The organism is Gloeocapsa sp. PCC 7428 (assembly GCF_000317555.1).
Taxonomy (GTDB): domain Bacteria; phylum Cyanobacteriota; class Cyanobacteriia; order Cyanobacteriales; family Chroococcidiopsidaceae; genus Chroogloeocystis.
Genome location: NC_019745.1, coordinates 4,087,216 through 4,099,546, shown reverse-complemented (window position 1 = coordinate 4,099,546; position 12,331 = coordinate 4,087,216). Strand labels below are relative to the sequence as shown.

At 42.5% G+C, this 12,331-nt stretch carries 9 protein-coding genes and 2 pseudogenes; 6 read left to right on the top strand and 5 right to left on the bottom strand.

Annotated features, from left to right (window positions below; translation table 11 throughout):
* Positions 1 to 1,945 precede the first annotated feature (1,945 nt).
* Complete coding sequence (locus tag GLO7428_RS18090) at positions 1,946 to 3,289, top strand: Mur ligase family protein (RefSeq protein ID WP_196797630.1); 1,344 nt, start codon at positions 1,946 to 1,948, stop codon at positions 3,287 to 3,289.
* Positions 3,290 to 3,331: 42 nt separating this feature from the next.
* The gene (locus GLO7428_RS18085) at positions 3,332 to 4,135 is read left to right on the top strand and encodes a type 1 glutamine amidotransferase (protein ID WP_015190016.1); all 804 of its coding nucleotides are present in this window, start codon (positions 3,332 to 3,334) and stop codon (positions 4,133 to 4,135) included.
* A gap of 346 nt (positions 4,136 to 4,481) precedes the next feature.
* Here GLO7428_RS18085 and GLO7428_RS28615 read toward each other — a convergent pair whose 3' ends face one another.
* Positions 4,482 to 4,649, bottom strand: a complete 168-nt coding sequence (locus GLO7428_RS28615; protein WP_231295501.1) for a rhodanese-like domain-containing protein — start codon at positions 4,647 to 4,649, stop codon at positions 4,482 to 4,484.
* Positions 4,627 to 5,313, bottom strand: a complete 687-nt coding sequence (locus tag GLO7428_RS18080) for an MBL fold metallo-hydrolase (protein WP_196797387.1) — start codon at positions 5,311 to 5,313, stop codon at positions 4,627 to 4,629. Before GLO7428_RS18080 ends, GLO7428_RS28615 begins: the two co-directional genes overlap by 23 nt.
* Here GLO7428_RS18080 and GLO7428_RS18075 point away from each other — a divergent pair.
* Positions 5,289 to 5,651, top strand: a pseudogene (locus GLO7428_RS18075) (MBL fold metallo-hydrolase); the annotation flags it as partial. The gene GLO7428_RS18080 and the pseudogene GLO7428_RS18075 sit on opposite strands and share 25 nt — an antisense overlap.
* A 41-nt stretch (positions 5,652 to 5,692) precedes the next feature.
* Positions 5,693 to 6,235: a rhodanese-like domain-containing protein gene (locus tag GLO7428_RS18070; RefSeq protein WP_015190015.1), complete on the top strand. Its 543-nt coding sequence runs from the start codon at positions 5,693 to 5,695 to the stop codon at positions 6,233 to 6,235.
* Positions 6,236 to 6,803: 568 nt separating this feature from the next.
* On the opposite strand, the gene GLO7428_RS18065 is transcribed toward GLO7428_RS18070, so the two are convergent.
* The 3 genes from GLO7428_RS18065 to sbcC form a co-directional block, all read right to left on the bottom strand.
* Positions 6,804 to 7,469 (bottom strand): Fe2+-dependent dioxygenase, encoded by a 666-nt coding sequence (locus GLO7428_RS18065; protein WP_015190014.1) that lies wholly within the window; start codon positions 7,467 to 7,469, stop codon positions 6,804 to 6,806.
* Between the two features lie 102 nt (positions 7,470 to 7,571).
* The gene (locus GLO7428_RS18060) at positions 7,572 to 7,775 is read right to left on the bottom strand and encodes a hypothetical protein (protein WP_015190013.1); all 204 of its coding nucleotides are present in this window, start codon (positions 7,773 to 7,775) and stop codon (positions 7,572 to 7,574) included.
* A 57-nt stretch (positions 7,776 to 7,832) separates the two neighbouring features.
* Positions 7,833 to 10,856 carry an exonuclease subunit SbcC gene (gene sbcC, locus GLO7428_RS18055; RefSeq protein ID WP_015190012.1) on the bottom strand — a complete coding sequence of 1,008 codons (3,024 nt, stop codon included), beginning with the start codon at positions 10,854 to 10,856 and terminating at the stop codon, positions 7,833 to 7,835.
* A gap of 525 nt (positions 10,857 to 11,381) precedes the next feature.
* On the opposite strand from sbcC, the gene GLO7428_RS18050 reads away from it, so the two are divergent.
* Together GLO7428_RS18050 and GLO7428_RS29775 are read left to right on the top strand one after the other, a co-directional pair.
* A complete protein-coding gene (locus GLO7428_RS18050) occupies positions 11,382 to 11,756 on the top strand; it encodes a helix-turn-helix transcriptional regulator (protein ID WP_015190011.1) in 375 nt (124 codons plus the stop codon).
* Positions 11,757 to 12,206: 450 nt separating this feature from the next.
* Positions 12,207 to 12,308 (top strand): annotated as a pseudogene (locus GLO7428_RS29775) (pentapeptide repeat-containing protein); the annotation flags it as partial.
* Between the last annotated feature and the right edge of the window lie 23 nt (positions 12,309 to 12,331).

Sequence of the window (12,331 nt, the reverse complement as noted above, 5' to 3'; positions counted from 1 at the left end):
ATTATTCGCTATGTGTTCAAAAAAAGTAAGTTTATTTAATTACATTGTGCTTTTTAAGTACATGTTTAGTATGTTTTATACTTTGTCTTTATCACATATAAAGGTATGTTGTCAAACATCCTACCTCAAAGATTACATAACAATATTTAAAGAGCGCTGTATTACAAAATACTAAAACTACGATAACTGCGATAGCTTCAAATATGCTTTTTAGCAAGTACCATGTTAGCTATGTATATTAAAGTACTACTTAACTCATTTAGACGAAACTTTATCTTACGAATGTCGTAGCTAAGCTCTGCACTAATAGTTATAGAAAGCAGCTTTTTTATGACGCTTCAAAGACGTCCCTTTGATTGATTATTCGATATCTACAAAGTTTTATTCAGTACTAAAGTTTACTATGTATCCTTGAATAGTTATTGCTGAAACAATTAATCTATTAAGTAAAAAATATTTTACAAATTTTACTGCTCATGACACATAATATCCATCCAAACCGTGTGATAGCGGAAAATAGTTATTGACCATTAGTTAAGCGTAGCACAGTAACTCAATTAAATAATACTCTTGTTATTTGACCTCGTGTAGTGGAGCTTGAATTATTAGTTGTGTAGGATTTAATAAATATTATAAACATTATATCTATGATGAACATAGGATAATCCAACTCAGTCAGCTATCTCTAAAGAATATACTATGTTTAAGATAATATTGCTTGTAAGCATAACCTTTTTTTTATAAGTAATGAGTGTTATTTAAACTCAAATAAATTGATAATTTAATTTAACTGTAATCATTAATAAAGCCCGTGCTATCTGTACTTAGAGCCATCGTATCACTAAAATGTATGTTGTATCACTTTTTTATCCTAGCTTAATGATTTGGTTTATAATGATTATCAAAATCAAAACTACTTAACTAAATAAGCAGCTAATTTGAATCGTCTTAAAGTATCTAGAAATTTATATTTACAGATGTAGCGATACTAAAATAGCACCAATATTAACAGTTGTTATGCTGTGATAAGAATTCGCTTCACAAAATACCCTCTAAATAAGGTTGAAACAATAATCTTAGGTTAAGAATGTGGCTTTCTCTTTATCAAAATTGCAGCATCCAATTTTATATAAATCTTTACAAAATATGGAAATTACGCATCATTATTGCATTTAATATATTTCATCTTTTTATTTTAAGTTAGCGGTAAAAAGTTTAATTAATTAAATAAGTAAACCTTCATGTATTATTTTTAAATGATTTGAATCAACTCATTATTGAGTAAACTTGTCAATTAGAGATATTAAAACTAAATTTAGTTCTATTAGAAGAAGCAAAACATATATGCAAACTAATTATTCATTGTTTTGAAGTTTGAGCGTAGCTTTTGGTAATATTATAACACTTAGTGTTCTTTTTATTTTTATGTATAAAGGTGACAAAGACAAGAATGGCGATCAAGAATACGAACTCTATATGACTTTTGTATGATGTTTATGTGATTTTGAATTGAAAGCTAAATTTCAGCATCAACAAAGATACGTGATGAGTAAGTCCTTAGCCATATTGAGAATAAAATTAATTAAGCAATTCTTTTCATATTGGTAATCTGCGCAAAGGCTTCATGTGTTTGAGGTATGATTATGCAGTCGTTAGCCCGTTATGACACCAACTAAATGAACCCTTGAGTAGTTCAATAACCGAACGTTTGAGCAGAAAGTCACGCCTTTATCCATCACACTAAGGTGCAACGTCTTAGAGTACCAATTTTTGATAACAGTCGGTGCAACCCAACGAAGTTTGGTTCATGATCGCTGCTTGCACACATTCATTGCTTGAGTTTATTGATTTCTCTGCTGCCAAGTTTCATATAGTGCAAAAATATAAGCGCAAGTGAAGATCGGCTGTAGTTGCTTCTATGGATGTAGTGGGTGAAATGGCAAAAATTCAGATCAAGGATAGACTACAACTAGCTTTAGCAGTCTTAACCGCAAAAACAGTCACATTCGGAGTGCGATCGCTTAAACTTGGTGCAGCAAGTGTCCTACCAGGCGAAATTGCCCGTCGCTTACAACCGCAGCTACTACAGCTACTCAGTCGCCAAGTTAAGCAGGGAGTGATTCTCATTGCCGGAACCAATGGCAAAACGACAACATCGCTACTGTTGCGCACGATGCTAGAACGTCAAGGGAAGCGCGTTGCGCACAATGCAACTGGTGCGAATTTGGAAAATGGGTTAATGAGTGCCTTACTTGCAAATACCAACTTGGTAGGTACACTCGATGTCGATTACGCGATTTTAGAAGTTGATGAAAACGTTGTTCCTAAAGTTTTAGCAGCAATTCAGCCAAAGTTAATTTTGTGCTTGAACTTATTTCGCGACCAACTCGATCGCTACGGTGAAGTAGACACGATTAGTCAGCGCTGGGGTAAGGCGATCGCCGCGCTACCACCAGATACGATTATTATTCCAAATGCCGATGACCCAACACTTTCTTACATGGGTCAACAACTACCACAAAAAGTCCTTTTCTTTGGTTTAAGTGAACCCGAACAGTATCTTGAAGAGATTCCGCACGCTGTAGACTCGATTTACTGTCCCAACTGCGGACATTCACTTGACTACGAAGGTGTCTACCTATCGCATTTAGGAGACTTTCACTGTCCCAACTGCGGCTTTCACAAAGCACCGATGGCAATTAATAGCCAAAAGTATGCTCAAATTTTAATTGGATTATATAACAAGTACAACACTTTAGCCGCAGTTTTAGCCGCGCAACAACTGGGAGTTGATGAAACCACAATCCGCGATACAATCAACAATTTTCAAGCAGCCTTTGGACGCGCTGAAGAATTACACGTCAACGGCAAACACGTACGCATTCTGTTGTCCAAAAATCCTGTAGGGATGAACGAAACGATTCGCGCAGTAAACCAAGTACGGCAAAAAACGCATTCTTCGCAACTTGCACCAGTGTTGTTTGTATTAAACGATCGCATTCCCGACGGGACAGATGTCTCGTGGATTTGGGATGTCGATACCGAAAAACTCGTCGCCCAAGGCGGAACATTCATTGTTAGCGGCGATCGCGTTTATGATATGGCGCTACGATTGCGCTACTCGCAGTCAGAGGAAAACGGTTTGCAACTCATTGTTAAGGAAGATTTACGCGAAGCGATCGCAACTGCGTTAGAACACACACCACGCGATCGCACTCTGCACATTCTCCCCACCTACTCAGCAATGCTCGAAGTGCGAGAAATCCTCACAGGGCGTAAGATTCTATAAATCATTACTATATTTACCATCCCACAACGTAGCCTTGATTTTATGAATCTAGAACAAACCGAACTGACAATCGGTTGGTTGTATCCAACCTTGATGAGTACTTACGGCGATCGCGGTAACGTGATTTGTCTGCAAAAACGCTGTGAGTGGCGCGGGTACACAGTTAAAATCTTACCGCTCGATCAAAATGCGACAGCAGCAGACTTTCAAAGCGTAGATATTATTGTCGGTGGTGGTGCGCAAGACCGACAACAAGAAATCGTCATGCGCGATCTACGCGGTACGAAAGCCGCAGCACTCCGCGAAAGAATCGATAATGGAACTCCTGGCGTGTTTACCTGCGGTGCGCCGCAATTACTCGGACACTACTACGAACCTGCGTTAGGACAGCGAATCGAAGGCTTAGGGTTATTAGATTTTATCTCTGTGCATCCTGGCGCAAACGCCCGTCGTTGTATTGGTAATCTCGTTGTCGAAGTCACTGCTCAAAGATTAGCACAAGAACTCGCAGCGTTTTGTGGTTCCCCTGCATACCTGATTGGCTTTGAAAATCACGGGGGACGCACCAAGTTAGGACAAGTCGAACCCCTAGGGCGTGTCGTCCAAGGTTTAGGTAATAACGGCGAAGACGGGACAGAAGGCGCATTCTACCAAAATGCGATCGCCACTTATTCGCACGGTCCATTATTACCCAAAAACCCCTTTGTCGCCGACTGGTTGATTCAAACTGCATTGCGGCAAAAATATCAAGTTCCGATCTCGCTTACACCCCTCGAAGATCCTCTTGCTATACAAGCAAGACAAGCGATGTTCCAACGCTTACGTGTTAATGTTCCTACTGGATAAAGAGAGGACGCTTCGCAGACTTACGGTTCAGAGGTCGGCAAAGTTCTTACTCGGTCAAAGTATGACAAAAATGAAAATCTCAGTAACGAAAGATTGCATTCCTTGGGAAACGAAAAATAATCTAAGTTAGAGCCTAAAAGCGTTTTTAGTGCTTCCCAAACTTACGAATGAGTTAAACTCAACACTCAAAATTCAAAACTCTCAAGATGACAATGTACAAAGTGTCACCTTCACTCATCTTGCTCACAATTAGAAATCTTAGACTTAATTGTGTGAGGAGTGAACTGGATTGAAAAGGCTCTTGGGATCGAAACATGGAAAGTTCCCAAGAGCTTACTCATTTGTTTTATGCAGTTGCTTCTACGGGTAATTCTGCGGCTTTCCACGCTATCCACGACCTAGGAATGTTCGTCATCTCAAATCCATGCTTTTTGAGCAGACTCGCAGCGATCGCAGCACGGAAGCCGCTACCGCAGTATGTTGCTATATTCTTAGACCGATCTAGCTCGTGCAAATGTTCCTCTAGATGCGGCACAAAGATATGCTTTGCTCCTGGAACAGCGCCCTATCGCATTTTGAAACGCTTGGGGTGTTAATGGTTGCAATGTAGGGACGCATCCCATCACTTCAGCGCCTTTCGCATTTACTTTCTTGAGCCGTGCATGGTGACGTGGTGGTTCTGGCATATCGCGCATCACCCACTCAACAAATTCGGTTTTGCTACGTTCCTGCAACGCTGGATTGTAAATTCGCTCGTTACCAATTGTACTATGGCGGCGATCGCCGATTGACTTGCCGCACGCTGAACCAGCACCATGACATGGATACACTTCGATGCGATCGCCTAAAAGCACAATCTTATCGAATAAAGAGTTGTACAACTGCGCAGCCAGTTGCTTTTCTGTGCCAGCACCAAGTAGATCAGGACGCCCGACATCAAGATTAAATAGCGTGTCGCCTGTAAATATACCAAACGGTTCTTTACCTTGTTTCGAGTCATAAATCAGCAATGAAATATGCTCCGGTGTGTGTCCTGGTGTATGCAGCGCTTGCAGTGTCACACTTCCTAACTTGATTTCATCACCTTCTTGCAATTGATGCAATTCAAACTGATAATCAGCCGTCTTTCCACCGTGAATTGTTGCTTGTGTTCGGGCTTGTAGATAGCCACGTCGCATATCTCCTCAACGACACGCATTTATTAACCGGTGATGCATTGTTTATTCGCGGCTGTGGGCGCACGGATTTTCAAAGTGGTAATGCAGGAACGCTGTACGACTCGGTAACACAGCGACTTTTTACTTTACCAGACGACACATTAGTTTATCCAGGACACGACTATCGAGGACACACAGTTTCCACAATTGGGGAAGAAAAGCAGTGGAACCCGCGATTTGTAGGACGCACGCGCGATAGTTTCATCGAGTTTATGAACAACCTCAACTTGCCCAATCCTCAAAAGATTATGGAAGCAGTTCCCGCAAACGAACACTGTGGCAATCTTGCTTCTGCATAAAAAATACAGACAATCTAAGTAAATATACGGTAGACAAAATCATGACTACGACTAAAAAATTGAGCGATCGCCTACAAACCGTTGATGCTCAAACTTTAAAGCATTGGCTCGACACTGATAGTGTTGCTCTCATTGATGTCCGCGAACCAGCAGAATATGTAGGCGAACATATTCCTGGTGCTATCCTCGTTCCTTTATCCCAATTTGACCTTAGCCAAATACCAACCGACACTCACAAGAAACTGATTTTACAGTGTCAGTCGGGCAATCGTTCAGCGCAAGCTGCACAAAAGTTATTTGCAAACGGAATTGAGCAAGTGACTCATCTTCAAGGCGGACTTACAGCTTGGAAACAAGCTGGTTTTCCCACAAAGGTCAACAAAAACGCACCAATCAGCCTGTTGCGACAAGTTCAAATTGTTGCAGGATCGCTCGTACTACTTGGAACTTTACTCGGTGCATTTGTTTCTCCCTGGTTTTTGATTCTTAGTGGCTTTGTTGGTGCAGGATTAACATTTGCGGGAATCACAGGAAACTGCACGCTAGCAATGCTCCTTAATAAACTTCCCTACAACCGTAACTAGGGTTAATATGCTCTGGATAATCGGACACCTTCTTGCTGTGTGCATTGGGCTGAGTTTAGGTTTAATTGATGGTGTTGGATATTTGGATCAAGTGACTATTGACTAGAGTTTACTATTTTCATTCACAATCGCTGCTAGTATCGGAATTCTCATCGGAGCCTACCTCATACCATGTCACTTTGAATTTACTACAAATAGGCAGCTTCAGGAGCCTGCGCCGTGCGGGGGTTTACCCCCAATCCCCACTACGTGGGGTCCCCGAGTCCCCCGTTGAGGCGACTGGCGTGGGCAGAGGAGCAGAGGAGAAATGATTTGTAGTTTTTATTTGGTGAAATGGTATCAGTCGATTCATTCAAGCGAAAAACCTAGAACAAGGATTTGGTTACTTTGTCCTAGCTGTGGCAATATTCATTTTGATTCAACGCTAAGCAAGTTCTCTACTGATCTCTGATCCCTGCTATGTAGCAAAACGCATTCAGCTTAGGACAAGTATATTGAGTAAATGTATTACTCGATAAAGCTTTTAAAAAAGCTAAGAGCTAATAGCTCATTGCTAGCCGCTATAACATTAAACCTCGACCCACTTACGAAGCAAGTTCGCATGAGATTTACAAATGAGGTCAAATTCTGGTGTTTTACCATATTTCTCAAACATAACTTGTTTTATAGTATTCAAGTCAAATAGAATTTCGCGATCGCCAGGATCGCGGATGAAGCTTTGTATCCAACTTATCGCAGCCAGTCTAATTCCACTTTTCACAGGTTCGACGCGATGTAGCGTTGAAGAAGGATACGCGATCGCCGAACCCGCAGCAAGTTTAAAAGCCTGTTCGCCTAGCGAAGTTTCAATGACAAGTTCACCCCCCTCATAAGTATCTGGAGAGCTTAAAAATAACGTTAACGATACATCTGAACGCATTGAAGGCGTTCCCATTAATGCATTATCGACGTGATAACCGTAGTACATCCCTGGTTCGTAGCAACTAAATAAGACTGGACGTATGACTTTTGGGTGTACCGCAGCTTGAAACAACTGATTGCGCTGTAGTGCTTGATGGACAATCGGGCGCAACTCTTGTGTTATTACGGAATTTACTGAAATTTGCGTATTATTTTTTACTTGCTTAGCGTGCCATCCTGCCGTGAGTTTACCATCAACAAACTCCGCATCTTTGAGTTTTGCCGTGATTTGTGCAAGTTCATCAGCAGTAAGAACATCGATACATAAAATCATGATTGATTCGACGTGCGATCGCGTGTTTGACTCATTCCAGATGCAGGACAACGTACAACGAAGAATCAAGTACCACTGTCCTGCATCAGCAAGTTGTTTTAGTTAGCTTTCACCACCTTCACCATCTTCACCACCTTCACCATCTTCACCTGCTTCGCCACCAGGAATTGGTTGAACTTGTGTTGGCTGAGGTTCTTCAACTTCGCCTGCTTCCCCTGCTTCACCTTCGGGAGTTGTTGTACCACAAGCCGCAACAGTTGTGGCAAGTCCGAGTGCAAGAAACATTTCAATTGCTCTAGAACGCACGATCAATACTCCTCAAATTCAAAATATTTGTTTATTATCTCAGTCGAGTGCGAGATTTTAACTTGCTAAACTTAGGCGCGAACCGTTTTGGGTTTTAGCAACTTCAATGCGGGCTTGAAACGCTTCTTTGAAATATGGCATATGCGTCACGGTGAGAATACAAGCAAAATCGCCCGCGATCGCATTAATCGCTGCAATCAAGCGATCGCATCCTTCTTGATCTTGAGTCCCAAATCCTTCATCAATAATCAGTAACTGTAGTGCGGCTCCGGCGCGTTGCGCAAGCAGTTTAGCCAGCGCCAAACGAATCGCAAAGTTAATCCGAAACGCTTCTCCTCCTGAGTAAGTTTCATAAGGTCTTGTCCCACGCGCATCGGCAATGAGAATATCGAGCGTATCGATCATTTTAGTCGCTTTTTTGCGCGTTCCACTCCGCCCAGCTTTTTGCGTGACAAATTGAACGTGCAATTGATTCGCACTCAACCGCGCCAAGAGTTGATTTGTTTCAGCTTCGAGTTGCGGTAGGACATTCTCAATCATTAATGCTTGAATGCCATTTTTTCCGAAGGCTTGCGCTAATTCTTGATAAACGCGGTGTTGTTTTCTTGTTGCTTGTAGTTGTTGTTGTCCTTGTTCGTATTGTGCTTGTAGGGCTTCGAGTTGGTTAAATTGTTGCTGAAGTTGCCCTAAATGACTGAGTTGTTCATCAAGCTGTCGCCGACGAAACGCAAGTTGCTGTTCTAAGGTTTGAATTTCTGCGGTAGGTAAAGGTGTTTGTTCGAGTTGCTGCGTGATTGATTCGATTTGCGCAACCAGAACTTGACGTTCCGCGCTTCTTGCTTGAATCGCTTCTTTAAGGTCTTGCGATCGCGCTTGAAATTGCGGATACTGCTCTTGCGCATTTTTTAGCTGTTGATAGCGAATTTGCCACGTTTGCGCCTTCCGCAAGGCGACGCGGAGCGCGTTATGCTGTTCAGGTGCATAATTAATTGTCTTGATTTTTGCTTCTAAAGCCGCTATTTGTTGCGCGCATTCAGAATGCGTTTGCTGCTCAACAATTTTTTGATTTAACTCGGCAATTTGGGCTTCAATCTGTGGTTGCCGTTGTAAAATTTGTGACAAGCGCTTTTGCGCATCTTTCAATTGTCCTTGACGAATTTCTGCCCACCGCCACCGCTCGATTTCACTGCGGGCTAAAGCATGATCTTGCTCGTTATAGTTTAACTGTTGCAACTGTTGCTCGATTTGTCGCAGTTCTTCTTGTTTATCGAGCGCATAATCACTTTCAGCGAGCGATCGCTCTAGTTGCTGTTTTTCTGCAATAATCTGCTGCAAATGGCGTTGTACGTCGTCGGTTGCTTCGAGTTGCGCAGCGAGTTGTCCGCGTTGTTCTCTTAACGCATCGTAACCGGCAATTTGTTGCGAAATTTCGCGATATTCTTGACGCAATACTTGAATTTCACGTTCGGATACTGCCATTTGTTCGCGGATCACCCAAAACTGCTGTTGAATTTCTTGTTGTTCGGTTTGAGTTTTTTCAACAACACGTTGCCAATGATGTTCCGTTAACGGGCGATCGCACAACGGACAGGTTGCGTCGGGGTTTTGCAGCATTTGCAGCTTTTGCTCTAATTCCCCCATCTGTTTTTCGTAGTCGCGTTGATGTGCTTGTAGGCGTTCCATAAAATGACGCCGTTCTTGTCCTTTTTCGCGAACTCGTTCGAGGTAAACGCGCTTTTTCTCGAGTTGCTCTAGTTGAACCGCAACATCCATTACCGCTTGCTGAAGTTGCGGTTGGCGTTGCTGTTGATGAGTAAGTTGATTTTGGGAAGCTTGCAATTCTTCGAGTCGCGCTTGCATTCGTGCTTGAACGCGTTCGAGTTGCGTTTGCAGCGATGTACGATATTGCAGTAGCGGTGTCACTTGCAATTGCAGTTGATCTAACTGCGCTAGCCGATGACGCGCGGCGGCGAGTTGTGCTAACCCTGCTTCAACTTCGCTCGATTTTTGCAACGTTTGCTGAATTTCTTGTTCTTGCTGCTGTAAAGCGGCGAGTTGTCCTTCGGCGTGTTGAAGTGAGGAGCGAATTTCGTTGATTTGCTGGGCAAGTTGCTGCTGTAGGTGCTGAAGTTGCACCGTAGCGCGGGAATATTCTTGAAATTTGGCAGAAAGGGTTTCTTCCTCAGTTTGCAAGCTTTCGTACTTAGCATAGCCTGCGTGAATTTCGTCGGTATGACTCAGCGTTTCTTCAATCGCTGATAGCTGTTCGTTGATGGCGCGACGTTCTTCGGCTAGGCGATCGCTATCTTGCGTCAAGTTTTGGTACTGCTGTTGTAAAAACCCTAGCTGTTGTTCCCAAGTTTGTCGCTGGTGTTGAATAACTTGTAGGCTTTGCAGTTGAATTGTGTCAAATGCTTGCTGTTGTTGTAGCTGGTTGTGTTGTGCTTCTAAAGCAGCGCGTTCTTGTGCGATCGCTTCTTTGTGCTGCAACGAGCTTTGCATTCCTTCTAAAGTGCGCTCTAGTTGCTCAGCTTGCGCTTTAAACGAGCGCGATAAGTCTTTTGCTCTTTCCTCTAAATCGTCGTATTGATTGAGTTTAAGCAATTCTGCTAAAATTTCTTTGCGCTCAGTCGGACGCTTGAGCATAAATTCGTCAGCGCGTCCTTGGCGGAGATACGCCGAATTAATAAAGGTATCGTAGTCAAGTTTGATGTGTTCTAAAATTAACTGCTGCGTTGCTCTTACACCGCGTTCTGTCAAAGCTCGAAAGCCATTCGGTGTCGCAATTTGAAACTCTAACGAACTGCTTTGTCCGCGATGGCGCGTCCGAATCACGCGGTATTGATGCTGGTTACTGATAAAGATAAAGTCTACCTGAACTTCTTGCGCGCCGGTGTGGATAATATCGTCTTCAGAAGCCGCGCGGCTTTGCCCCCAAATTACCCAAGTCATGGCTTCGAGTAATGAAGACTTGCCCGCACCATTCGATCCACAAATGCAAGCAATGTGCAGCCCCGAAAAGTCAAGGGTTGCATCGCGGTAGCTTAAGAAATTTTTCAGCGTAAGTTGAACTGGAATCATCTAGGCTATAGCGCCACACTTGAAATATATCTAAGAAATAACAGTACATTTGCACTGTTGCCTAGTCTATCCACGAGAATATTAGGTTTCCAGCGTTCGAGCCATTACCTTTACGATTCTTAATATATAGCTTTAGTCACTATTAAATTCGGTTGATTAGTGATGATAAAAATGGTGACGGGTGATTAGTCACTATCTGGTTATTGAACTGGAGAAGATATCACCCCTACTATAAAGAGGATTTTTGCAATAAAAATGCCTTCTACTGTCTATGCAAGAAGGCATTGTTAGTCAGAACAAAAAGAAGCAGTAGATTTGTGGCTACTAAAAACAAGCATACTAACTTGGTATGGCAGTGCTATGACAACGAGATGGTAATGTTGCAACGCTTTGGTTGGTATACAAAACAACCTGCACGTGACATTCGTTGACAGAACTTCACTCAGTATAAGAACTACTGGCGACTCGGCTATAATAACCAATTAGTTATTTAACTATTATCATACTAACTACCACAGTATATCTATGGTTAAAATCAAGCAACAAAAGACCGATCCCACAATTCTTACTGCTGTAGCAGACTATTTCAAGGTGCTTTCAGAAGTCAGTCGCTTGCAGATTTTAACTTGTCTAAAATCAGGTTCAATGAATGTTATGGAACTAGCTGAAGCAACTGATTTAGGACAGGCGAACCTTTCCAAACATCTGAAAGTGTTAACTCAAGCAGGTATTTTATCGCGTCAAGCTAAAGGGACAAGTGCTTATTACGAAATTGCTGACCCGATGATTTTTGAATTTTGTGAATTAGCGTGCGATCGCGTGAGCGAACGAGTACTACAGCAAGCGGCAAGTCTCAAAGCTTTGCGGGGAAAAACAACATTTTTTAGCACAGTAGATTAGAACCAAATCAATCTTCAGCAAATGACTTGCGGCTAATCAACTCGCTTTAAAAAACTTCATTAGCCCTCATGCAGTCATTGTGTCAATATTGATTGTCGCAGCGCCAGATTTCGCGTGCTGCACATTGAGCTAATGCGATCGCCTAGATGTGAAGAAAACCTACTGCATCCTCGTGAGCGTTTGTGATTCATGCAAGCAGTCTAGTGATAACCTATCTTCAACAAGCAATGACAGCTTAGTCATAAGCGAAAGGGCAGACGATGTGGACGTTGATAAAATTAGGAGTTACGCACTTGCCTCCTAAATCCCCCACTCATGGGGGACTTCAACTCAGATTCCCCCCGCCCCCTCTCACTCTCCCCCAATGCATGGGGGAGAAGATAAGGATGAAACTTTTGTGTTTGGGGCTAGGGGAGCAAAATAGATTCAACTGCGTAAGTCCTGAAAATTTTGCAACGATATGCAGCAGGAGAAAGAAGCTTTCATAAAGTCGATTTGCGGGAAGCGGACTTAACGAATATCAGTCTTCAGGGAGTTGATTTCAGCCATGCGGATCTACGTCAAGCACGGTTTGG

Bases quoted from the DNA above. Each gene is read 5' to 3' on its own strand.
- sbcC (WP_015190012.1), bottom strand. From the start codon at position 10,856: ATGATTCCAGTTCAACTTACGCTGAAAAATTTCTTAAGCTACCGCGAT.
- GLO7428_RS18065 (WP_015190014.1), bottom strand. From the start codon at position 7,469: ATGATTTTATGTATCGATGTTCTTACTGCTGATGAACTTGCACAAATC.
- GLO7428_RS18050 (WP_015190011.1), top strand. From the start codon at position 11,382: ATGGTTAAAATCAAGCAACAAAAGACCGATCCCACAATTCTTACTGCT.
- GLO7428_RS18080 (WP_196797387.1), bottom strand. From the start codon at position 5,313: ATGCGACGTGGCTATCTACAAGCCCGAACACAAGCAACAATTCACGGT.
- GLO7428_RS18070 (WP_015190015.1), top strand. From the start codon at position 5,693: ATGACTACGACTAAAAAATTGAGCGATCGCCTACAAACCGTTGATGCT.
- GLO7428_RS18085 (WP_015190016.1), top strand. From the start codon at position 3,332: ATGAATCTAGAACAAACCGAACTGACAATCGGTTGGTTGTATCCAACC.